This window comes from Microbacterium lacusdiani (assembly GCF_054779895.1).
On sequence record NZ_BAAGXJ010000027.1, the window covers coordinates 70,597 to 93,039 of the forward strand.

General features: G+C 72.4%; 17 protein-coding genes. 10 read left to right on the plus strand and 7 right to left on the minus strand.

All coding sequences use genetic code 11. The features are described 5' to 3' along the window. The first annotated feature begins 20 nt into the window (after window positions 1-20). The 8 genes from ACYVGN_RS12005 (at window position 21) to ACYVGN_RS12040 (ending at window position 9,807) form a co-directional block, all read left to right on the plus strand. Window positions 21-1,136: a BMP family lipoprotein gene (locus ACYVGN_RS12005; RefSeq protein WP_374198156.1), complete on the plus strand. Its 1,116-nt coding sequence runs from the start codon at window positions 21-23 to the stop codon at window positions 1,134-1,136. 106 nt (window positions 1,137-1,242) lie between these two features. Then, window positions 1,243-2,754 (plus strand): ABC transporter ATP-binding protein, encoded by a 1,512-nt coding sequence (locus ACYVGN_RS12010; protein ID WP_460791038.1) that lies wholly within the window; start codon window positions 1,243-1,245, stop codon window positions 2,752-2,754. After that, complete coding sequence (locus ACYVGN_RS12015; RefSeq protein WP_460791039.1) at window positions 2,751-4,019, plus strand: ABC transporter permease; 1,269 nt, start codon at window positions 2,751-2,753, stop codon at window positions 4,017-4,019. Before ACYVGN_RS12010 ends, ACYVGN_RS12015 begins: the two co-directional genes overlap by 4 nt. Next, window positions 4,019-5,299 (plus strand): ABC transporter permease, encoded by a 1,281-nt coding sequence (locus ACYVGN_RS12020; protein ID WP_460791040.1) that lies wholly within the window; start codon window positions 4,019-4,021, stop codon window positions 5,297-5,299. The genes ACYVGN_RS12015 and ACYVGN_RS12020 overlap by 1 nt, the downstream gene beginning before the upstream one ends. Window position 5,300: 1 nt before the next feature. Next, window positions 5,301-5,723, plus strand: a complete 423-nt coding sequence (locus tag ACYVGN_RS12025; protein WP_055990416.1) for a cytidine deaminase — start codon at window positions 5,301-5,303, stop codon at window positions 5,721-5,723. Continuing rightward, entirely contained in the window at window positions 5,720-7,030 is a 1,311-nt protein-coding gene (locus ACYVGN_RS12030) for a thymidine phosphorylase (protein ID WP_055990413.1), read from the plus strand. The genes ACYVGN_RS12025 and ACYVGN_RS12030 overlap by 4 nt, the downstream gene beginning before the upstream one ends. A gap of 43 nt (window positions 7,031-7,073) precedes the next feature. Further along, a complete protein-coding gene (locus tag ACYVGN_RS12035) occupies window positions 7,074-8,186 on the plus strand; it encodes an adenosine deaminase (RefSeq protein WP_460791042.1) in 1,113 nt (370 codons plus the stop codon). Between the two features lie 229 nt (window positions 8,187-8,415). Then, entirely contained in the window at window positions 8,416-9,807 is a 1,392-nt protein-coding gene (locus ACYVGN_RS12040; RefSeq protein WP_055990407.1) for an MFS transporter, read from the plus strand. 69 nt (window positions 9,808-9,876) lie between these two features. Here the strand turns inward: ACYVGN_RS12040 and ACYVGN_RS12045 are convergent, their stop codons facing one another. Further along, window positions 9,877-11,526 (minus strand): thiamine pyrophosphate-binding protein, encoded by a 1,650-nt coding sequence (locus tag ACYVGN_RS12045; protein ID WP_460791043.1) that lies wholly within the window; start codon window positions 11,524-11,526, stop codon window positions 9,877-9,879. A 273-nt stretch (window positions 11,527-11,799) separates the two neighbouring features. On the opposite strand from ACYVGN_RS12045, the gene ACYVGN_RS12050 reads away from it, so the two are divergent. Then, window positions 11,800-13,719 (plus strand): FAD-binding monooxygenase, encoded by a 1,920-nt coding sequence (locus tag ACYVGN_RS12050; RefSeq protein ID WP_460791045.1) that lies wholly within the window; start codon window positions 11,800-11,802, stop codon window positions 13,717-13,719. A 45-nt stretch (window positions 13,720-13,764) separates the two neighbouring features. On the opposite strand, the gene ACYVGN_RS12055 is transcribed toward ACYVGN_RS12050, so the two are convergent. The 6 genes from ACYVGN_RS12055 to ACYVGN_RS12080 all read right to left on the minus strand — a co-directional run bounded on the left by ACYVGN_RS12055 (window position 13,765) and on the right by ACYVGN_RS12080 (window position 20,314). After that, window positions 13,765-14,514, minus strand: coding sequence for an IclR family transcriptional regulator (locus tag ACYVGN_RS12055; RefSeq protein WP_460791046.1), 750 nt, complete (start codon window positions 14,512-14,514; stop codon window positions 13,765-13,767). Window positions 14,515-14,645: 131 nt separating this feature from the next. Continuing rightward, entirely contained in the window at window positions 14,646-15,800 is a 1,155-nt protein-coding gene (locus tag ACYVGN_RS12060; protein ID WP_460791047.1) for a mannitol-1-phosphate 5-dehydrogenase, read from the minus strand. Between the two features lie 4 nt (window positions 15,801-15,804). Next, on the minus strand, window positions 15,805-17,943 hold the full coding sequence (locus tag ACYVGN_RS12065; RefSeq protein WP_460791049.1) for a PTS sugar transporter subunit IIA: 2,139 nt from the start codon (window positions 17,941-17,943) through the stop codon (window positions 15,805-15,807). Window positions 17,944-17,983: 40 nt separating this feature from the next. After that, the gene (gene ptsP / locus ACYVGN_RS12070; protein ID WP_460791050.1) at window positions 17,984-19,669 is read right to left on the minus strand and encodes a phosphoenolpyruvate--protein phosphotransferase; all 1,686 of its coding nucleotides are present in this window, start codon (window positions 19,667-19,669) and stop codon (window positions 17,984-17,986) included. A gap of 5 nt (window positions 19,670-19,674) precedes the next feature. Beyond that, window positions 19,675-19,944: an HPr family phosphocarrier protein gene (locus tag ACYVGN_RS12075; RefSeq protein WP_460791051.1), complete on the minus strand. Its 270-nt coding sequence runs from the start codon at window positions 19,942-19,944 to the stop codon at window positions 19,675-19,677. Between the two features lie 13 nt (window positions 19,945-19,957). Continuing rightward, window positions 19,958-20,314 (minus strand): PTS sugar transporter subunit IIB, encoded by a 357-nt coding sequence (locus ACYVGN_RS12080; RefSeq protein ID WP_055990388.1) that lies wholly within the window; start codon window positions 20,312-20,314, stop codon window positions 19,958-19,960. Window positions 20,315-20,473: 159 nt separating this feature from the next. On the opposite strand from ACYVGN_RS12080, the gene ACYVGN_RS12085 reads away from it, so the two are divergent. Beyond that, window positions 20,474-22,378, plus strand: coding sequence for a BglG family transcription antiterminator (locus ACYVGN_RS12085; protein WP_460791053.1), 1,905 nt, complete (start codon window positions 20,474-20,476; stop codon window positions 22,376-22,378). Window positions 22,379-22,443: the final 65 nt, after the last annotated feature.

The following is a 22,443-nucleotide window of genomic DNA, read 5'->3' on the forward strand; positions in this document are numbered from 1 at the left end:
TCTTCATGGAGGACAGTGTGATCAGGACCACCCGGAAGGCCGCGCTCGCCGGCCTCGCGATCGCCGGCACGGCGATCCTGCTCGCCGGCTGCGGCGCGGCGCCCGAGGAGGAGACCCCCGGCGGCTCGGCCGCTCCGGAGCCCGCCGACGACTTCATCCCCTGCCTCATCTCGGACGAGGGTGGCTGGAACGACCGCTCCTTCAACCAGTCGGCCAAGGAGGGCATGGACCGCATCGCGGAGGAGCTCGGCGTCGAGGCCCAGGAGATGGAGTCGACCAGCGCGAACGACTACGCGCCGAACCTCGAGACGCTCGTCTCGAACGGCTGCTCGCTGATCATCTCCGTCGGCTTCAACCTGGCCGCCGCGACCGTGGAGTCGGCGAACGCCAACCCCGAGGTCGACTACGCGATCATCGACGACTACGCGGACACCGACTTCGACGGCACCACCGACGCGCCGAACATCAAGCCGCTCGTCTTCAACACGGCCGAGGCCGCGTACCTGGGCGGCTACGCCGCGGCGGCGTGGTCGGCCGAGAGCGGTGTGAACAAGGTCGGCACCTTCGGCGGCATGCAGATCCCGTCGGTCGCCGTGTTCATGGACGGCTTCCAGCTCGGCGTCGAGAAGTACAACGAGGACAAGGGCGCCGCGGTCGAGGTCGTGGGCTGGGACGCCGAGGCGCAGAGCGGCTCGTTCACGGGCGGCTTCGAGGCCAACGACGTCGCGCGCCAGACCGCGCAGGGCATCCTCGACCAGGGCGTCGACGTGATCCTGCCCGTCGGCGGCCCCATCTACACCAGCGCCGCGGCCGCCATCCGCGACGGCGGCCAGGACGTGCTGCTCATGGGTGTGGACAGCGACCTCGCGGTCAAGGACCCGGACCTCGCGGACATCACGCTCGTGTCGATCATGAAGGCGATCGACCAGGCCGTGTACGACGCCACCAAGGCGGCCGCCGCGGGCGAATTCGACCCGGCCCCCTACATCGGCACGCTGGAGAACGGCGGCGTCGCGCTGTCGAGCTTCCACGACTTCGAGGCCGAGCTGCCCGAGGGCACGCTCGACGAGATCGCCGCCCTGCAGGAGGCGATCATCGCCGGCGAGATCACGGTCGAGTCGGAGAACTCGCCGTAAGCCTCAGCACGCCGCACGCGGGGCGATCGGACCTGGACGGTCCGGTCGCCCCGCGTCATGCGGCCGCTCCTCCACCTCGACAGACGCGCGCGATAGGGTGCCACACATGAAGCTCGAGCTCCGCGGGATCACGAAACGATTCGGCAGTCTCGTCGCCAACGACCACATCGATCTCACGGTCGAGCCCGGCCAGATCCATGCCCTCCTCGGGGAGAACGGCGCGGGCAAGTCGACGCTGATGAACGTGCTCTACGGCCTCTACCAGGCCGACGAGGGCGAGATCCTGCTCGACGACGTGCCGCAGCGATTCCGCGGGCCGGGCGACGCGATGGCCGCCGGCATCGGCATGGTGCACCAGCACTTCATGCTGGTCCCGGTCTTCACCGTCGCCGAGAACGTCGCGCTCGGTCACGAGCGCACCGGCGCGCTCGGCCGCCTCGACCTGGACGCCGCGCGCGAGCAGGTGCGCACGGTCGCCGACCGGTTCGGATTCCACGTCGACCCGGACGCGCTCGTGGAGGACCTGCCCGTGGGCGTCCAGCAGCGGGTCGAGATCATCAAGGCGCTCTCGCGCGACGCGAAGGTGCTCGTGTTCGACGAGCCGACGGCCGTGCTCACGCCGCAGGAGACCGACGAGCTCATGGCCATGATGCGCCAGCTGCGCGACGAGGGCACGGGCATCGTCTTCATCACCCACAAGCTGCGCGAGGTGCGCGAGGTCGCCGACAAGATCACCGTCATCCGCCGCGGCAAGGTCGTGGGGGAGGCGTCGCCGCAGTCGACGAACGCCGAGCTCGCCTCGCTCATGGTGGGTCGCGCGGTCGAGCTGACCGTGCACAAGGAGCCGGCGGCCCCCGCCGCGACCGGCGGGCTCGAGGTCCGCGGCCTTCGCGTCGTCTCGCCCACGGGCGCGGTGCTCGTGGACGACGTCGACTTCGAGGTGCGGCCCGGCGAGATCCTCGCCATCGCGGGCGTGCAGGGCAACGGCCAGACCGAGCTCACCGAGGCGCTCGTGGGGCTGCAGGACCGGGTCGCCGGCTCGATCACGCTCGACGGCCGCGAGCTCGTGGGGCAGAGCGTGCGCTCGATCCTCGAGGCGGGCGTCGGCTTCGTGCCCGAGGACCGCAAGATCGACGGCCTGGTCGGCGGCATGTCGATCGCCGAGAACCTCATCCTCGACCGGTCGAGCGCTCCCGAGTTCGTCAAGGCCGGCACGCTTCAGCGCGGAGCGCTGGATCGCTTCGCGCGCGAGCGGATCGACGAGTTCGACATCCGCGCCCAGGGCCCCCTCACGCCGGCCGGCACCCTGTCCGGCGGCAACCAGCAGAAGGTCGTCGTCGCGCGCGAGATGAGCCGCGAGCTCAGCCTGCTGCTCGCGGCCCAGCCCACGCGCGGCGTGGACGTCGGGTCGATCGAGTTCATCCACGCCCGGATCGTCGCCGCGCGCGACGCGGGCGTGCCCGTGATCGTCGTGTCGACCGAGCTCGACGAGGTCGTCGCGCTCGCCGACCGGATCGCCGTGATGTACCGGGGCAGGATCGTCGGCATCGTCCCCGCCGACACCCCGCGCGACGTGCTGGGCCTCATGATGGCCGGCGCACAGGAGACCGCAGCATGACCGGGACCACGCCCGCGCCCCAGGCGCCGCAGCCGCACACGGCCCCGCCGGCCGGTCCGCCCCGGAGCGGGCAGCTCCTGCGCGAGATCCTGCGCGGGAGCATCGTCACCACCGTGCTCGCGCTCGTCGCCGCCTTCGTCGTCGGCGGCGTGCTCATCGCGCTCACGGACGAGGACGTCATGGCGGCGTCCGGCTACTTCTTCGCCCGCCCCGCCGACACGATCTCGGCCGCGTGGAACGCGGTCGTGGCCGGCTACGACGCGCTGTTCCGCGGCGCGATCTACAACACCCGCGCGGACGACTTCCTCACGGGCATCCGCTCGCTGACCAACACGCTCGGCGCCGCCGCGCCGCTCATCGCGGCCGGCCTCGGCGTCGCCGTGGCGTTCCGCGTCGGGCTGTTCAACATCGGCGCGCAGGGCCAGATCGTCTTCGGCGCCGCCTTCACGGCGCTGCTGACGTTTCAGCTCGACCTGCCGGCGGTCGTCCAGCTGCCGGTGACGCTCGCGGGCGGTCTGATCGGCGGCGCCATCTGGGCCGGCATCGCGGGTCTCCTCAAGGCGCGCACGGGTGCGCACGAGGTGATCCTCACGATCATGCTCAACTACGTCGGCGTGCTGCTGGTCGAGTGGATGGTCAGCACGCAGGGCGTGCTGCAGAAGGCCGGCACGACCCAGCCGATCACGGAGGCGACTCCGGCGGGCGCCGTGTTCCCCGACCTGCTCGGGCCGCGCTTCCCCAACCTCGACCTCGGCTTCCTGATCGTGGTGCTCGCGACGGTCTTCGTGTGGTGGCTGCTCGAGCACTCGGCGCTGGGGCTGCGCATGCGCGCCGTCGGCGAGAATCCGAGCGCCGCTCGCACCGCCGGCATCTCGGTGCCGCGCATCTACGTCTACGCGATGCTGTTCGCGGGCGCGCTCGCGGGCCTCGCCGGCATGAACCAGATCCAGGGCGCGGTCACGACCGGCTTCAACTCCCACATCGACGCCGGCTTCGGCTTCGACGCCATCACGGTGGCCCTCCTGGGCCGCAGCCGCGCGTGGGGCACGTTCGCGGCGGGCCTGCTGTTCGGCGCGCTGAAGGCCGGCGCGTACCAGATGCAGGCGGCGGGCATCCCGATCGACTTCGTGCTGGTCGTGCAGGCGCTCGTCGTGCTGTTCGTCGCGGCCCCGCCGCTCGTGCGCACGATCTTCTTCCTGCCCAAGAGCGAGGCCGAGAAGAGCGCCAGGGCCAGGGCCAAGGCGGCGCGGAAGGCGGTGGCCTGATGACCACGACGACGACCCTCGACCCGGAGGCCCCGGTCGTCCACCCCACGGTGCGGGTGCGTCACCCCAAGCCGGCGATCACGCTCGCGGTGGTGACCGTGCTGCTCGGCGCGCTGTTCCTGCTGGCGGGCCGAGACGGCGTCACGCGCTTCGGCCTGGGCGGGGGAGAGGCGCTCTCGCTCGGCGAGGTCTCGGTGCCCACGGCGCCGGCCGTGCTCACGAGCCTCGTGCTGCTCGCGGCCCTCACCGCGGTCGCGGTGTGGGACGTCTGGGCCTACCGGCGCACGCGCCTGTGGCTCACGCTCGCGTTCGGGCTGATCGCGCTGTTCGCGTTCCTGACCTGGTCCGGCGCCGGCGGCCTCGTGCCCGTCGTCAACCTGTTCGGCGGCGCGCTGTCCATCTCGGTGCCGATCGTGTTCGGCGCGCTGGGCGGCGTCATCGGCGAACGCGTGGGCGTGGTCAACGTGGCGATCGAGGGACAGCTGCTCCTCGGCGCGTTCTCCGCGGCCATCCTGGGCAGCGTCACCGGCAGCCCGTACGTCGGCCTGATCGGCGCCATGATCGGCGGCGTGCTGGTCTCGCTCGTGCTGGCGGCGTTCTCGATCAAGTACCTGGTCGATCAGGTGATCGTCGGCGTCGTGCTCAACGTGCTGGTCACGGGCCTCACGGGCTTCCTCTACGGCATCCTCCTCGTGCCCAACGAGCTCGTGCTCAACCGCCCCGCGACCTTCCCGCGCCTGCCGATCCCGGGCCTCGTGGAGATCCCGGTGCTCGGGCCCGTGCTGTTCAACCAGCCGTTCATCGTCTACCTGATGTACGCGACGGTCGCGCTCGTCGCCTGGGGTCTCTACCGCACCCGCTGGGGCCTGCGCCTGCGCGCGGTCGGCGAGCACCCGCAGGCCGCCGACACGGTCGGCATCAAGGTCAACCCCACGCGCTTCTGGAACGTGTGCCTCGCGGGCGTGATCGCGGGCGCGGGCGGCGCGTACTTCACGCTCGTGTCGGTGCCGCAGTTCGGCGAGGGCATGACGGCCGGCCTCGGCTTCATCGCGCTCGCGGCGGTCATCTTCGGTCGCTGGGACCCGATCCGCGCGGCCCTCGCGGCGCTGCTCTTCGGCTTCGCGACCAACCTCCAGAACCTGCTCACCGTGCTGGGATCGCCGATCCCCGGCCAGTTCATGCAGATGCTGCCCTACGTCGTCACGATCCTCGCGGTCGCGGGCTTCGTCGGGCAGTCGCGCGGGCCGGCCGCCGCGGGCAAGCCGTACATCAAGGGATGAGATGAGCGACGATCAGTTCCCCTCCGGGGACATCGACTGGGACGAGCTGCGCGCCGTCGCCACCGAGGCCATGGAGCACGCGTACGCGCCGTACTCGCGCTACAAGGTCGGGGCCGCGGCCCTCGTGTCGGACGGGCGCATCGTGTCGGGATGCAACGTCGAGAACGCCGCCTACGGCGTGGTGCTGTGCGCCGAGTGCGGTCTCGTGTCCGACCTGCACCGCACCGGCGGCGGCAAGCTCGTCGCGTTCGTGTGCGTGGACGCCCACGGCGCCACGATCATGCCGTGCGGCCGCTGCCGGCAGCTGCTCTCCGAGCATGCCGTCACCGGAATGCTTCTGGAGACGGTGTCCGGCATCCGCACGATCGACGAGGTGCTGCCCGACGCGTTCGGGCCCCGCGACCTCGAGGAGGCGAGCCGATGAGCGCGACCGAGAACGGCGCCGTCGAGCCCTTCGACGCGGTCGACGTCATCCGCGCGAAGCGCGACGGCGGGCGGGTCCCGGAGGACGCGCTGCGCTGGATGATCGACGCCTACACGCGCGACTACGTCGCCGACGCGCAGATGGCGGCCTTCGCGATGGCGGTGCTGCTCAACGGCATGGACCGCGACGAGATCCGCGTGATGACCGACGCGATGATCGCGTCGGGGGAGCGGATGAGCTTCGCGGGCCTCGGCAAGCCCACGGCCGACAAGCACTCGACCGGCGGCGTCGGGGACAAGATCACGCTGCCGCTCGCACCGCTGGTCGCCGCGTTCGGCGTCGCGGTGCCGCAGCTGTCCGGACGCGGCCTCGGTCACACGGGCGGCACGCTCGACAAGCTCGAGTCGATCCCCGGCTGGCGCGCGGCGCTGTCGAACGACGAGATGACCGCGCAGCTGCGCGACGTCGGCGCCGTGATCTGCGCGGCCGGGTCGGGGCTGGCGCCCGCCGACAAGCGCCTCTACGCGCTGCGCGACGTCACCGGCACGGTCGAGGCCATCCCGCTCATCGCCTCGAGCATCATGTCGAAGAAGATCGCCGAGGGCACGGATGCGCTCGTGCTCGACGTCAAGTTCGGCTCGGGCGCCTTCATGAAGGACTTCGACCGGGCGCGCGAGCTCGCGCGGACGATGGTCGAGCTGGGCACGGACTCCGGCGTGCGCACGACCGCGCTGCTCACGGACATGGACACTCCGCTCGGCCTCGCGATCGGCAACGCCAACGAGGTCCGCGAGTCGGTCGAGGTGCTCGCCGGCGGCGGTCCCGCGGACGTCGTGGAGCTCACGGTCGCGCTCGCCCGGGAGATGCTCGCGCTCGCGGGGCAACCCGACGCGGACGTCGAGGCCGCGCTGCGCGACGGCCGGGCCATGGACGCCTGGCGCCGGATGATCGAGGCCCAGGGCGGCGACCCGGACGCGCCCCTTCCCGTCCCGGCCGAGACGCACGTCGTCACGGCCCCGCGCGACGGCTATGTCACCCGCATGGACGCCTACGGCTTCGGCGTGGCCGCCTGGCGTCTCGGCGCCGGCCGCGCCCGCGCGGAGGACCCCGTGCTGCACGAGGCGGGCATCGACCTGCACGCCAAGCCCGGCGACCGCGTCGCCGCGGGCCAGCCGCTCTTCACGATCGGCGGACCCGACGACAGCCGCTTCGCCCGCGCGCTCGAGGTGCTCGAGGGGGCGTGGGAGATCGGCGACGCCGAGCCCGACAGGTCCCCGCTCGTGCGCGAGCGCATCACCGCGTCCTGACCCTCCGTCCGCCACCGGCATCACCGTCCTCGAGGAGCACCCCATGATCGATCCGTTCGGCGACGCCCGCGTGGAGGGTGTGTCGATCCGCAGTCTGCCCAAGGTGTCGCTGCACGACCACCTCGACGGCGGCCTGCGGCCCGACACGATCGTGGAGCTCGCGGACGCCGCCGGCGTCGACCTGCCCGAGACCGACCCGGCCCGCCTGGCATCGTGGTTCGCGCGGCAGAGCGATTCCGGGTCGCTCGAGAAGTACCTCGAGACCTTCGCGGTCACCACGGCCGTCATGCAGACCCGCGACGGCCTCACGCGCGTCGCCCGCGAGTTCGTCGAGGACCTCGCCGAGGACGGCGTGATCTACGGCGAGGTGCGCTGGGCGCCCGAGCAGCACCTCGCGGGCGGCCTCACGCTCGAGGAGGCGGTCGAGGCCGTGCAGGAGGGGATCGAGCAGGGCGAGGACGCCGCGGACGACGCCGGACGCAGCATCCGGGTCGGGCAGCTGCTCACCGCCATGCGGCAGAACGCCCGCTCGGCCGACATCGCCCGGCTCGCGGTGGACTTCCGCGACGAGGGCGTGGTCGGCTTCGACCTGGCCGGACCGGAGGACGGGTTCCCCGCCTCGGGGCACCGCGAGGCGATCGACATCGTCGCCCACGCGTTCCTGCCCACCACGATCCATGCGGGCGAGGGGGCGGGGCTCGACTCGATCCGTTCCGCGCTGATCGACGGGCGCGCGTTGCGGCTCGGGCACGGCGTGCGCCTGGCCGAGGATCTCGAGATCGTCAGCCGCGAGGGCGAGGAGGTGCGCGTGCGCTTCGGCGACCTCGCGCGGTGGGTGCGGGACCGCGAGATCCCCCTCGAGCTGTCTCCCTCGTCGAACCTCCAGACGGGCGCGGTCGCGGCCTGGGGCAAGACGCTCGAGGACCACCCGTTCGACCTGCTCTACCAGCTCGGGTTCGCGGTCACGGTCAACACCGACAACCGCCTGATGAGCCGCACCTCGCTGACCCGGGAGCTGGCCCAGCTCGTCGCCGTGTTCGGCTACGGGCTCGACGACCTCGAGACCTTCCAGCTGAACGCGGCGGCCGGCGCGTTCCTACCCGTCGAGGACCGCGAGGAGCTCATCGAGCTCATCGGCGAGGGCTTCGGGTCCTGATCCTCACGCACCTCCCGCGGGATCGCGTCAAGGGGCGGCTGTCGCCGCGGACTTACTGACCGATCGATCGGTCACATTATGCTGGCCCTCCAGGGCTGTCGTGGTGTAGCGTCGCATCCGGATCGCCCGATTCCGTATGTGAACGTAGCGTTCCATATCCGAACAAGCGTTCCCCCCCCCGACCTCGGCGCGACGATGCGCCGGAGAATCTCGACCGAAGGAGGTCCTGATGTCTGCCCCAGACGCGTCCGGTCCGCTCACGCCGACCGGCACCATCTCCAGCTCCACCGACCGCCGCCGCGTGGCGTTCGCCACGGTCGTCGGCACCACCGTCGAGTGGTACGACTTCTTCATCTACGCGTTCGCCGCCGGTGTCGTGTTCGAGACGCTGTTCTTCGCGCCGTGGAAGGAGCTGTTCCCCGGCAGCGCCGCGATCATCTCGTTCGCCACCGTGGGCATCAGCTTCCTGTTCCGCCCGCTGGGCGCCTTCCTCGCCGGGCACTACGGCGACAAGTTCGGACGCCGTCCGGTCCTGATCGCGACCCTCGTGCTGATGGGTGCCGCCACGACGTTGATCGGCGTGCTTCCGACGTATGCGATGGCGGGCGTCATCGCGCCGATCATCCTCATCCTGCTCCGCATCCTGCAGGGCATCTCGGCGGGAGGCGAGTGGGGCGGCGCTGTCCTGATGGCCGTCGAGCACGCGCCCAAGCACCGCCGCGGCCTGATGGGCGCGATGCCGCAGATCGGCGTGCCCATCGGCCTCCTGCTCGCGAGCGGCATGAACCAGCTGATGACGCTCTTCTTCCCGGGTGACTCGTTCTTCGACTGGGGCTGGCGCATCCCGTTCCTGTTCAGCTTCGTGCTGATCCTCGTGGGCCACTACGTGCGTCGCCGCGTCGAGGAGAGCCCGGTGTTCCAGGAGATCGCCGAGCGCAAGGAGCAGGCGCGCGCCCCGATCAGCCTGCTGTTCCGTCGCTTCGCACCCCTGGTGATCCTGTGCGCGTTCGTGTTCGCGGCGAACAACGCCGTCGGCTACATGACGACGGGCGGCTTCATCCAGCGCTACGCGTCGAACCCCGAGGGTCCCGTCGGGCTGCCGCTGGGCGAGGTGCTCGGCGCCGTGACGCTGTCGTCGGTGACCTGGCTTATCGCGACCTTCATCGGCGGCTGGCTGAGCGACAAGATCGGCCGCAAGGTCACCTACACGATGGGCTGGATCTGGCTTGGCGTCGCGGTGCTGCTGGTGTTCCCGCTCGTGAACTCGGGCAGCGTGGCCCTGCTCGCGCTCGGCCTGATCCTGCTGACGATCGGCCTCGGCTTCTCGTACGGCCCGCAGTCGGCGTGGTACTCAGAGCTGTTCCCGGCCTCTGTCCGCTTCTCGGGCGTGTCGATCTCGTACGCGATCGGCGCCATCATCGGCGGCGCGTTCGCCCCGACCATCGCGCAGGCGATCGTGGCGGGCACCGGCTCGACCGACGGCGTGACGCTGTACCTGTTCCTCATGGTGGCGGCGAGCCTGACCGCGACCCTGCTGCTGCGCGACCGGCGCGGTCTTCCGCTCGGTCCCGAGCACGAGGACGAGCAGGCGCACGGCATGTACGTCTGGCACAAGCGCTGACGCAGCCCCGCGTCGACGTGAAGAGGCCGCCCCGGATCCGTCCGGGGCGGCCTCTCCGTCTCTGTGCTGTCAGGAGTTCACGCGGATGACCTCGTGCTGGTACGGCGCGATCACGTCACCCGAGATGCGCAGGTCGAGCAGCAGGAACGGGCGGGTGGCGACCGGCTCCGCGGCCCAGGTCGCGAGACGCTCGAGGTCGGCGAGGCGCTCCACCACGACCCCCTCGGCGCCGGCCGCGCGGCCGAGCGCCGCGAAGTCGACCTGAGGGATGCGCATCGGGCCCTCGTGCAGGCCCTTCAGGCCATAGAGGTTCACCTCGGCGCTGTAGGCCGCGTCGTTCCAGACCACGGCGATGCCGCGGCCGCGCGCGGCCCGCACCGCGGTCTCGAGGTCGGCCAGCGCCATCAGGCCCCCGCCGTCACCCGTGGTGAGCACCACGGTCGCCTCGGGGTCGGCCTGCACCGCGCCGGCCACGCTGGGCCAGCCCAGGCCGATCGACTGGAACGCCGTGCCGACCATCACCATCCGGCCCGGCGAGGCGACGTCCCAGAACATGTTCGCCCACGCGATGAAGTGACCGCCGTCGCTCACCACGATCCGGTCGGCCGGGAGCAGCTCGCCGATGCGGGCCGCCGCCGCGCGGGGATCGAGCCGGCCGTCGGGTGCGAACTCGCCCTCGACGACCTGGCGCCGCAGCGGAGCGGCGTCGACGGAATCGCGCCACGATCCGCGGGCCGTGCGGAGCCGGGCGACGTCGTCCGCCAGGAGCTCTGCCACGGCCCGGGCGTCGCCCCGGATGTACTCGCCCACGCGCGGGTGCGTCGCGGTCGGCGCGATGTCGACCTGGATGAGCCGGGCCTCGGGCGTGAGCAGCTCGCCGAAGCGCATCGTGAACGGGCTCAGGCTGGCCCCGATCGCCACGACCACGTCGGCGCCGTGGATCAGATCCATCGCGCCAGGCGCGCCGAAGCCGCCGGTGACGCCGAGGTCGTGCTCGCCGTCCGGGAACACGCCGCGGCCAAGGGCGGTGGTCGCGGTCACGGCCCCGGCGGCGGCCGCGAGCCGACCGAGCGCGTCGGTGGCGCCCGCGAGCCAGGCGCCGCGTCCGGCGAGCAGCACCGGGCGCTCGGCGCCCGCGAGGGCCTCGGCGGCGCGGGTGATCGCGGCGCGCGCGTCCGCCGACGGCATCACGGGGCCGGGGAGGCGCGGCTCGGGCAGGGGCGGGATGGGGCCCGCGTCGAGCGTGGGGGTGTCGTAGGGGAGGGCGATCACGACCGGGGTGCGGTTGGCCAGCGCGTGCTCGATGGCGATCACCGTGGTCGCGGCCGCGTCGAGGCGGCCGACGGTATACGTGCGCACGCCGACGGCCGACGCGAGCGCGATCTGGTCGACGTCCCACAGGCGAGGGCCGTGCGTCGGCTGGTCTCCGACCACGAGCACGAGCGGGATGCGCGCCTGCGCCGACTCGGCGAGCGCGGTGAGCGTGTTGGTGAATCCCGCGCCGTACGTGGTCGTGGCGGCGGCGATCCGGCCCGAGACGCGGAAGTGCGCGTCGGCGGCGACGACCGCGCCGACCTCGTGACGCACGGCGGTGAAGGCGGCGCCGGTGTCGCGCAGCAGCGCGTCCAGCAGGTGGGCGTTGCCGTTGCCCATCAGGCCGAAGACCTGATCGAGGTGGCGCGAGAGCGCGGCGGCGACGTGTGCGGAGACGGTGGGCATGGCGAAGGCCTTTCGAGACGACGGTGTCTGAGAGAGACGGGTGGACTGCGGATTCCCGTATGTGTCTCGCCGTCGGCTTCGTGCCCCTTTTTCGAGCACCGGTCCTGGCGTGCGGCCAGTCCGGACGGTCACGATCCTAACCGGTTGCGCGGCACGCGTGTGCTCCGTAGAATCACCGTGATCGATAAGCGAACGCGCCGTTCGATTATCGAACGCCAAAGGCGGCGAGTCCGGCTCCACGACGACGCGGGGCCTCGAGAGGCAGGAGAGTCCGTGCAGTTCCACCACCATGGCTACGTGTCGGGAGACCCGCGGGTGCAGCCCGCCGAGGGCATCGGCCTGGATCGCGCTCCCGAGCTTCCCGACGAGATGGACGTGCTGATCGTCGGCGCCGGCCCGGCCGGCATGATCGCGGCCGCGCAGCTGGCCCAGTTCGGCGGCATCTCGACCCGCCTCATCGATCGCCGTCCAGGGCGGCTCGCGGTGGGTCAGGCCGACGGCATCCAGGCCCGCAGCGTCGAGACCTTCCAGGCGTTCGGCTTCGCCAACCGGATCACGGAGGAGGCCTATCGGATCACGGAGATGTGCTTCTGGAAGCCGGATCCCGAGAACCCGGAGAACATCGTGCGCGCGGCACGCACGCCCGACGACCCGCACGGCATGAGCGAGTTCCCGCACCTGATCGTCAACCAGGCGCGGGTCCTGGACTACTTCGCCGAGTATGCGCGCAATGCGCCGGGGCGCCTCGAGCCGGACTGGGGCTGGGAGTTCGTCGCGCTCCGCGTCGACGAGGACGGCGAGCACCCCGTCGAGGTGACCCTCCGCCGCGCCGAGGGCGCCGGCTCTTCGGCCGGCGTCGCCGAGGGCGAGGAGCGCACGGTGCGTGCGAAGTACGTGGTCGGCGCCGACGGCGCGCGCAGCCGCGTGCGCGAGTCGATCGGGCGCAAGCTGGTCGGCGACCAGGCGTTCCACGCCTGGGGCGTCATGGACGTGCTCGCCGAGACCGACTTCCCCGACATCCGCACCAAGTGCGCGATCCAGTCGCACGACGGCGGCAGCATTCTGCACATCCCGCGCGAGGGGAACCACCTGTTCCGGATGTACGTCGACCTCGGCGAGGTGCCCCACGACGACAACGGGCGCGTCCGCCAGACCTCCCAGGAGGAGGTCGAGGCCCGCGCCAACCGCATCCTGCACCCCTACACGCTCACCGTGAAGAACGTCGCGTGGCGCAGCGTGTACGAGGTCGGCCACCGCGTGACCGACAAGTTCGACGACGTGCCGGTCGGCGAGGACGGCGCCCGCACGCCGCGCGTCTTCATCGCCGGCGACGCGTGCCACACGCACTCCGCCAAGGCCGGCCAGGGCATGAACGTCTCGATGCAGGACGGGTGGAACATCGCCTGGAAGCTGGCGCACGTGCTCGAGGGCCGCGCGCCCGAGTCGCTGCTGGACACCTACTCGGCCGAGCGCCAGCAGGTCGCCGTGAACCTGATCGAGTTCGACAAGAAGTGGTCGACGCTCATGGCGGCCAAGCCCGAGGAGATGGAGGATCCGTCGGCGCTCGAGGACTTCTACATGAAGACCATCGAGTTCCCGGCCGGCTTCATGACCCAGTACGAGCCGTCGATGATCATCGACGGCGCGGCGCGCCAGGAGCTGGCGACCGGGTTCCCCGTCGGCAAGCGCTTCAAGTCGAACCCTGTCGTGCGCGTCTGCGACGCCAACCCCAAGCATCTCGGCCATCATCACCGCGCGGACGGCCGCTGGCGCATCTACGTGTTCGCCGACGCCGCCGCGGCCGGCGAGCCCTCGAAGACGACCGAGCTCGCGGAATGGCTGGCCTCGGCGCCGGATTCCCCCGTCGTCGCCTACACGCCGGAGGGCGCGGACGTCGACGCCTGGTTCGACGTCAAGGTGATCTACCAGCAGGACCACCCGCGGGTCGAGATGGACCGCGTCCCCGCGATCTTCCTGCCGAAGGTGGGGCCGTTCCAGGTCGTCGACTACGAGAAGGTCTACGCGGCCGATCCGGCCGACGACATCTTCGAGGCGCGCGGCATCAGCCGCGACGGCGCGATCGTGGTCGTCCGCCCGGACCACTACGTGGCCGACGTGCTTCCCCTCGACGCCACCGACGCGCTCGCGGCGTTCTTCGCGGGCGTGTTCGTGCCGCAGCGCGCGACCGTCTGATCGCGCCTCCCGGCGCCTCCGCTCCATCGAGGGGAGGCGCCGGGCTCAGGCGCCGAGGGCGCGCGCGATGCCTGCCGCGGCGGCGTGCAGACGTTCGGCGATCTCCGGCTCGGGCCGGGGCAGCGAGACGTGGATCGCCGCGACGGCCGCCAGCGGCTGGCCCGGCAGCACGAGCGGCACGGCGACCGACCACAGCGACGCCACGACCTCGTCGTGGCTGGTGCCGTAGCCGCGCTCGCGGCTGAGCTCGATCTCGGCGCGCAGCTGCGCCGGCGCGTCCGGCGGCCACGCGGTGTCCGCGAGCTCCATCAGCAGCGCCTTGCCTGGCGCCCCGCGCGTGATCGGATGCCGGTGGCCGGGCTGGTACGACACCGCCACCGTGCGGCGCGGGGGAGTGCTCACGACCGTGATGCCCTCGTCCGACTCGAGCAGCACCAGCAGGCAGGTCATGCCGAGGTCGTCGGCCGCCTCGGCGAGCTCGGGGAGCGCGGCCTGCTGCAGATCGCGCGACACGCTGGCGGCGAGCGCCGCGAGGCCGGCGCCCAGCGACACCAGCCCGGAGCCGCCGCGGGACACGAGGCCGTGGTCCTCGAGCGTGCGCAGCAGCCGGTAGGCGACCGATCGATGGACCCCGAGCGACGCCGCGAGCTCGTCGATCGACATGGCCCGATCCGCGGCCGCGAGTACCTCGAGCAGCCGGATGCCCCGGCTCAGGGTCTGGGAGCCGGCCTGCGCGCCCGCGCGCGCAGCGGGACGGGCTGTGTCGACGGCGACGGTCTCGGATGTCTCGCTCACGCGACCGATCCTAGCCGCCGCGTTCGATTATCGAACCCGGAGATTCGACTATTTTCTCGGACCCGCGGAGACGGACGGACCCCGCGGAATCCGGTGTCGCCACCGGTGCCCGCGGGGTCCTGCGCCCCTGATCAGCGCTGCGCCGACTGCGCCTCCGCGACCACGGCCGCGAACCGTGCGAACAGCGGGTGCTCGGGCTCGAGCCCCGTCACGTGCGCGGTGAATGCGTTCGGATCGAGCTCGGTCAGGAGGCGGCGGAGCTCGACCGACTGCTCGTCCTCGGGGTCGTCGAAGACGAGGGCGGCGCCCATGGCGGCCAGCAGGCCGTCCACCGGGAGCCCCCGCTCGACCGCCTCCGCCGCCGGGCCCACGAACCGCTCGTGGCGCGACAGCTTGCGCAGCGGCTGGCGGCCGACACGCCGCACCGTGTCGGGCAGGGCCGGGTTGCGGAAGCGGTCGAGGATCGTGGCGCGGTACTCGGCGAGCTCCGCGGGGTCGAAGCCGTGCTTGGCGACGAGGATCCCCGAGGTCTCCTCGAGCGCCCGGGCCACGCCCGCCGCCACGGTCTCGTCCGCGAGCGCGTCCGAGATCCTCTCGAGCCCCGCGCGCGCTCCCAGGTAGGCGGCGGTCGCGTGGCCCGTGTTGACCGTGAACAGCTTGCGCTCGATGTACGGCGCCAGGTCGTCGACGAAGTGCGCGCCCGGGATGGACGGGGGAGCGTCGCCGAACGGGTGACGCTCGATCGCCCACTCGTAGAACGGCTCGACGGTCACGTCGATGCCCTGTCCCTCGGGCTGGCCCGGGACGATCCGGTCGACGGCCGTGTTCGCGAACACGGCGCGGCCGGCGAGCGCGTCCCATGCCTCGCCCGCGGCCTCCTGCATGTGCGCGCGCAGCGTGTCGGTCGCGCCGATCGCGTTCTCGCACGCCATGACCTGCAGGGGTGCGGCGTCGGGCTCGCGCAGCGCGAGGCCCGCGACGATGTGCGGCGCGATGAAGCGCAGCACGGTCGGCCCGACGGCGGTGGTGACGACGTCCGCCGTCGCCACCTCCGCCGCCACGCCGTCGGGGTCCGCGGCGCTGTCGATCGCGCGGAACCCGGTGACCACGCGATCCCGGCCGCCCTCGCCGACCTCGTGCACGGTGTACTCGTCGGCGGCGTTGATCGCATCGACCAGCGCGGTCGCCACGTCCGAGAACACCACCTCGTACCCGCCCTCGTGGAGCAGGAGCCCCACGAATCCGCGTCCGATGTTGCCCGCGCCGAAGTGAACGGCCTTCGTCATGCGATCAGTCCTCGTTCACCGTCTTGAAGAGCTCGTAGAGCTCCTCGGGGGTCTTCGCCGCCTTGAGCCGGGCGACCTGCTCGTCGTCCGAGAACAGCATCGCGACGTTCTGCAGGAGGCCCAGGTGCTCGTCGCCCTTGCCGGCGATGCCGACCACGAAGCGCACCTCGTCGCCGTCCCAGTCCACGCCGCCGTCGTAGCGGATGACCGTCAGGGCCGAGGACAGGACCGCGTCCTTCGCGTCGTTGGTGCCGTGCGGGATCGCGAGCTCGTTGCCCATGTAGGTCGACACGGTCTGCTCGCGGGCGAGCATCGCGTCGTGGTACGCGCTCGTGACGGCGCCCGTCTGCTGCAGCAGGTCGGCGGCCTCGCGGATCGCCTCCTCACGCGAGACGGAGCCCTCGTGGATGCGCACGTTGCCGAGGCTCAGCACGCCCTCGTCGGGGCGGGCGGGGTCCTCGGGGAGCGGCTCCTCCTCGGCGGCCGCCGCGGCCGCACGGGCCTCGGCGCGCGTGGCGGGGGCGGGCGCGGTGCCGGCGACCCCGTCGGGCGCGGCCGGGACGGTCTCGGCCACCGGGTGCTCGGCCTTGACCTCGGCGGTGGCGCGCTGCGTCAGCAGCAGCTCCACGATCTCGTCGTAGCGCGGCGAGTTCATGAAGTTGTCCACCGAGACGTGCACGGCGCCAGGCTCCCGCTGCTTCGCGCGGTCGGTCAGCTGCGCCTGCGTGACGACGAGATCGGCGTTGCCGTCGAGCGCCGCGATCGCCTTGTTGGTGACGGTGACGTCGTCCAGGCCGGCCGCCTTGAACTTGCTGCGCAGCACGCTGGCGCCCATGGCGGACGAGCCCATGCCGGCGTCGCACGCGAACACGACGCGCTGAACCGCGTGGGCCGACGCGCTGAGTGCACCGGTCGAGGCGCCCGCCAGCCCGCTGAGCGCGGCCGACGACTTGCCCTTGTTGGCCTGCGTCTGCGCCACGGCCGCGGCGAACTTGTCGCCGCCCGCGGCCTCCGCCGCGAGGTCGCGACGGCGGCTGGCCAGCAGGAACGCCGCGGTCACGAGGAACGTGACGGCGGCCGAGAGCACCACGGCCAGGATGACGCCGAGGTGGCTGCCCGGCGCGGTCTGGATCAGGATCGCGAAGATCGAGCCGGGGGACGCCGGGGCGACGAGGCCCGAGCCGAACAGCACGTTCGTCAGCACGCCCGTGGCGCCGCCCGCGATGAGGCCCAGGATCAGGACCGGCTTGGCGAGCACGTAGGGGAAGTAAACCTCGTGGATGCCGCCCAGGAACTGGATGATCCACGCGCCGGGCGCGGTGGCGCGCGCGGCGCCCACGCCGAACACCGTGATCGCGAGCAGCAGGCCCGCACCGGGTCCGGGGTTGGCCTCGACCATGAAGAGCAGGCTGCGGCCGAACTCCTGCGACTGCTCGGTGCCGATCGGAGTGAACACACCGTGGTTGATCGCGTTGTTGAGGAACAGCACCTTGGCGGGCTCGACGATGATGCTCGCGAGGGGGATGAGCCCGGTGTCGACGAGCCATCCGACCGCGTTTCCGAGGATCTCCGTGAGCCACTTCATGACCGGCGCAAGCCAGAAGAACGAGGCGAGTGCGGCGAAGAAGCCGACGAAGCCGGCAGAGAAGTTGTTGACCAGCATCTCGAAGCCGGCCCGGATCTTGCCGTCCCACAGCTTCTCGATCTGCTTCAGGATCTCGGCCGTGAGCGGTCCCGCGATCATCGCGCCGAGGAACATGATCGTCCCCTGGGCCCCGATGATGACGCCCATCGCCGCCACGGCGCCGACCACGCCGCCGCGGTGGCCGTACACGACGTTGCCGCCCGTGAAGGCGATCAGCAGCGGCAGCAGGTAGGTGATGATCGGGCCGACGAGACCGAGGTACTCGGTGCCGTCGGACGCCGTGCCGCCGCCGAGGATGGCGGAGTCGGCCCAGCGCCAGGCCTCGACGGGTCCCTCGCTGCCCATCCATCCGCTCGGGATGAACAGGGCCGTGATGAGACCCCAGGCGATGAACGCGGCGATGTTCGGCATGATCATGCCGGAGAGGAACGTGCCGAACTTCTGCACGCCCACACGGAGTGCGCCCGGCGACGTCGCCGCGGCTGCTGTGTCGGTCATGGTGACTCGTCTTTCTTCGGGTGTGTGATGGGGGAAGGGGTCAGGATGCGGCGGGCTGCTCGGCCGCGGACCTCGCGGCCGCCCGGGCGCCCGCCGCGTCGTCGGCTTCGAGTGCCGCCTGCGCGATGCGGCGCGCGTCGTCGAGCGTGTACCTGCCGAGCGAGTAGCGCACGTCGGCCAGGGCGGCCGGCGCCATCGACAGCGTCGTGGCGCCGAGGCCCACGAGCACGACCGCGAGCAGCGGATCGGCCGCGGCCTCGCCGCAGATGCCGACGGGCTTGCCGTGCTTCGCGCCGGCGTCGCCGACCTGCGCGATGAGCCGCAGCACCGCGGGGTGCCACGGATCCTGCAGCGTCGCGACCGAGCCGAGCAGGCGGTCCGCCGCCATCGTGTACTGGGTCAGGTCGTTGGTGCCGATCGACGCGAAGTCGGTGTGGCCGAGGGCGCGGTCGGCCATGAGCGCGATCGAGGGCACCTCGACCATCACGCCGGCGGTCTTCAGCCCCAGCTCGCGTGCGAGCCCGGTGAAGTACACGGCCTCCTCGACCGTGCCCACCATGGGGGCCATGACCCACAGGTCGGCGTCGGTCTCGGCGTCGGCCTGCGCGAGCGCGGTGAGCTGATCGCGCAGGATCTGCTCGTTCGCGCGCAGGGCGCGGATGCCGCGCAGGCCCAGGGCCGGGTTGTCCTCCTCGGCGTCGTTGAGGAACGGCAGCGGCTTGTCCGCGCCGGCGTCCAGAACGCGCACGACGACCTTCCTGCCCGCGAACGCGGTCAGCAGCGCGGCGTACTCGGCGCGCTGCGCCTCGACGCTCGGCGCCTCCTTCGAGCTCAGGAACAGGAACTCCGTGCGGAACAGGCCCACGCCCTCCGCGCCGAGCTCGAGCGCCTCGGCCGCGCCCTTGGGCGATCCGAGGTTGGCGAGCAGCGGCACCGCGGTGCCGTCGGCCAGCGCGCCGGGCGTGCACGGAGCGGCCTCCACCGCGGCGCGCTCGTCGACCCGGCGCTGCGCGTCGGCCAGCTGCTCCGCGGTCGGCGACGTGACGACGGCGCCGGCGGCGGCGTCGACGATCACGGTGTCGCCGTCCGCGAGCGACGCGGCGCCGGCGGCGCCCACGACCGCGACGATGCCCTTCTCACGCGCGAGGATCGCGGTGTGCGAGGTGGGGCCGCCTTCGGTCGTGACGAGCGCGAGCACGCGGTTCGGCGAGGCGGGGTCGAGGTCGAGCAGCGCCGTGTCGGCGGGGGCGAGGTCCTGCGCCACCAGCACGAACGGGTGCCCGGGCGCGGGGACGCCGGGGGCCGGCTCGCCGCGCAGGTGGGCGATCGCGCGGGCCGCGACGTCGTCGAGGTCGGCCGCGCGCTCGCCGAGGTAACCGCCGACCGCCTCGAGCGTGGCGCGGAACTCCGCGAACGCGTCGTGCACGGCCCACTCCGCGGTCTTGCCGGCCGCGATGCGGGCGTCGACGGCCTCCTCCAGTGTGGGGTCCTCGGCCATCATCGCCTGCGCCTCGAGCACGTCGCGGGCGATGCCCTCCGTCGTCTCGGCGCGGCGTGACAGCTCGGCCGCGACGGCGGCGACGGCCTCGCGAACGCGGGCGGTCTCCTCCTCGGGAGTGCGGTCGCTCGCGGCGTCCTTCGGCGCGGGGGCGCGCTCGGCCATGCGGGCCACGGGGCCCTGCGCGACGCCGAGCCCGATGCCGACGCCGGTGATCGTCTCGGCCATGACGCTCACTGCGCGTCGTGGTCGGTGGTGAGCAGCTCGGCCAGGCTGTCCAGGACGCCCTCGTCGCCCTCGCCCTCGGCCGTCAGGGTGACCTCGTCGCCCTGCTCGACGCCGAGCGCGATCACGCCCAGGATGCTGGCGGCGTTGACCGGCTTGCCGTCGCCCTTGGCGATCGTGACCGGGATCCCGGCGTCCTTCGCCGCCTGCGCGAACAGCTTCGCGGGGCGAGCGTGAAGCCCGTGCGACGATCCGATGCGAACGGTGCGAGTGGCCATGGTGATCCCTTCGTCAGGCGGTCTCCGCGGATGCGGAGTCGTGTCGGGGACCCCGCGCCGCGGGGTCCTGTTCGGCGACGGCACGCGCCAGCGCGAGCGCGCGGCTGCCGTCGAGGTCGGAGAAGATGTCGTCGGGGAGCAGCGCGACCGCCACGCCCCGGGGCGCGGCCAGCGCGCGGATGTCGTCGAGGGAGCGCTCGAGGTGCGGGCCGACGAGCACGACGTCGGCCGAGTCCAGGTCGATCGCGAGGGAGGGCTCTGCGCCCGCCAGGGCGGTGACGGGCAGCCCGGCATCGGCCGCGGCCTTGCGCAGCCGGAGGGCGACGAAGGTGCTGGAGGCACCGGCACCGCACACCACGAGGATCCTCATCGATCTGTCACTTTCCCTTCCGATCGATCCTGGCCCGGCGCCGAGGGGGCGGCAAGGAGGGTTCTTTCCGCCCGGGCGGAAGAAAGGCTCCGCCCCGACGTCGTCTGATTGACTTGCCGTGTGACGAGACGGCGGCAGGATCGGGTGCTCGGCATCCTGATGCGCCGCGGCGACTGGGTGACCGCGGCGACGCTCGCGGACCAGCTGGGCGTCACGCCGCGCAGCGTGCGCACGTATGTGACGGCCCTGAACGCGCGCGTCCCGGGCGGGGATGCGATCGAGTCGGGGCCCGCGGGGTACCGCGCCACGGCCTCGGCGGCCGCCGCGCTGCGCGCGGCTTCGGAGCCGGACGCCGGGACGCCGCGCGAGCGCCTGCACGCCCTGGTGCGCGCCCTGCTCGACGCGGGCGACGGCATCGACGTCTACGAGACGGCCGAGCGGATGCACGTGAGCGCCGCGACGCTCGAGGCCGACCTGGGGCGCGTCCGGGCGATGCTCGGCGGCGGCGACGCGAGCGGGCTGTCGCTCGAGCGCTCGGGCCCGCGCGTGCGGCTCGCGGGCACCGAGCTCGCGCAGCGCCGCTTCGTGAGCAGACTGGCGCACGACGAGATGGAGGCCGGCGCGTTCGACCTCGACGCGCTGCGCCGCGCGGCCGACACCATGGCGATCCCGTCGGAGGCGCTCGGCGCGTTCAAGTCCGACCTCGTGGCGCGGCTGGGGGAGCAGGGCTTCTTCGTCAACGAGTTCTCGGCCGCCGACGTGGTGCTGCACGTCGCGATCGCGGCGGATCGCGTCGCGCAGGGCCGTGCGCTCGAGGCCGTCCACGGGGAGCCGGAGGAGGTGCGGGTCCGCATCGCAGACGCGATCGGCGCGCTCGCGCGCGAGCACTTCGGCGTCGACCTCGGCGAGGGCGATCGGCTGCACCTGGCGGCGCTGGTGCTCACCCGGATCGTGGTGCCGGGCTCGCGGGACGAGCCGGCCGTGGCGCCGGACCCGGCGATCGCGGCGGTCGTGCGCCGGGCGGTCGAGCACGCGGCTGACCGCTACCTGGTCGACATCGCGCACGACGACTTCGTGGAGCGGCTCTCGCTCCACGTGCAGAACCTCGTGCACCGTGCACGCGAGCAGGCGTGGTCGCGCAACCCGCTGACCCGCACGCTCAAGTCGGCGTACCCGATGATCTTCGACGTCGCCGTGTCGATCGCGAGCGAGCTGTCGGACGCTCTCGGCGTGCCGATCCGGGACGACGAGATCGCGTACATCGCCATGCACGTCGGCGGCCGCCTGGAGCGCAGCCGCCGGGCCGAGACGACGCTCACCGCCACGATCGTGTGCCCCGGGTACTACGAGCTGCACGAGCTGCTGCGCTCGAGCGTGGACCGCTCGCTCGGCCGCTCGATCGAGGTCACGGGGGTGGAGACGCGCGTCGACCCCGACTGGGATGCGATCGACACCGACCTCGTGCTCACGACGATCGAGCCGCCGCTCGCGGAGGGGCGCGCCCCGGCGGACCGGATCGTGCGCATCCAGCCCTTCCTCACCGACGCCGACGTGGAGCGCGTCGCGGCGGCGGCGAGCCGGGTCCGCCGCGCCCGCCGGCTGGGGCGGCTGCGGGCCGAGCTCGCGCGGTACTTCGCGCCGGGCGCCTTCCTCCGCGGCCTGGACGCCTCGCGCGGCGAGGAGGGCATGATCCGGGATCTCGGCGCGCTGCTCGTGGCGCAGGGCGTGATCGGCGAGGACTACGTCGAGAGCACGATCGAGCGGGAGCGGCTGTCGTCCACCGCGTTCGCCGAGACGCTCGCGGTGCCGCACGCGCTGAAGATGACGGCCTCGCGGACGGCGATCGCGATCGGCGTGAGCGAGCAGCCGGTGCCGTGGGGCGACGCGCGCGTGCACGTGGTCGCGCTGGTCGCGTTCAGCGAGGGCGACCGCGAGGCGTTCCAGACAGTGTTCGAGCAGTTCGTGGAGGTGTTCGGCGAGCCCGACAGCGCGCAGCGCATCGTGCGCCGCGGCGTCGACCTGTCGTCGTTCCTCGACGAGCTCGCCGCCGTGATCGACGGCTAGGTGTACTCGGTCATGAGGTTGGTGACACCCGGCTGATCGGGGGTCGGCCGCCGCAGGCGGTGTGT

Coding starts and splice junctions, on each gene's coding strand:
- ACYVGN_RS12085 (WP_460791053.1), top strand. CDS start 20,474: ATGCGCCGCGGCGACTGGGTGACCGCGGCGACGCTCGCGGACCAGCTG.
- ACYVGN_RS12015 (WP_460791039.1), top strand. CDS start 2,751: ATGACCGGGACCACGCCCGCGCCCCAGGCGCCGCAGCCGCACACGGCC.
- ACYVGN_RS12035 (WP_460791042.1), top strand. CDS start 7,074: ATGATCGATCCGTTCGGCGACGCCCGCGTGGAGGGTGTGTCGATCCGC.
- ACYVGN_RS12075 (WP_460791051.1), bottom strand. CDS start 19,944: ATGGCCACTCGCACCGTTCGCATCGGATCGTCGCACGGGCTTCACGCT.
- ACYVGN_RS12040 (WP_055990407.1), top strand. CDS start 8,416: ATGTCTGCCCCAGACGCGTCCGGTCCGCTCACGCCGACCGGCACCATC.
- ACYVGN_RS12010 (WP_460791038.1), top strand. CDS start 1,243: ATGAAGCTCGAGCTCCGCGGGATCACGAAACGATTCGGCAGTCTCGTC.
- ACYVGN_RS12080 (WP_055990388.1), bottom strand. CDS start 20,314: ATGAGGATCCTCGTGGTGTGCGGTGCCGGTGCCTCCAGCACCTTCGTC.
- ACYVGN_RS12020 (WP_460791040.1), top strand. CDS start 4,019: ATGACCACGACGACGACCCTCGACCCGGAGGCCCCGGTCGTCCACCCC.
- ACYVGN_RS12060 (WP_460791047.1), bottom strand. CDS start 15,800: ATGACGAAGGCCGTTCACTTCGGCGCGGGCAACATCGGACGCGGATTC.
- ACYVGN_RS12025 (WP_055990416.1), top strand. CDS start 5,301: ATGAGCGACGATCAGTTCCCCTCCGGGGACATCGACTGGGACGAGCTG.
- ptsP (WP_460791050.1), bottom strand. CDS start 19,669: ATGGCCGAGACGATCACCGGCGTCGGCATCGGGCTCGGCGTCGCGCAG.
- ACYVGN_RS12045 (WP_460791043.1), bottom strand. CDS start 11,526: ATGCCCACCGTCTCCGCACACGTCGCCGCCGCGCTCTCGCGCCACCTC.
- ACYVGN_RS12030 (WP_055990413.1), top strand. CDS start 5,720: ATGAGCGCGACCGAGAACGGCGCCGTCGAGCCCTTCGACGCGGTCGAC.
- ACYVGN_RS12065 (WP_460791049.1), bottom strand. CDS start 17,943: ATGACCGACACAGCAGCCGCGGCGACGTCGCCGGGCGCACTCCGTGTG.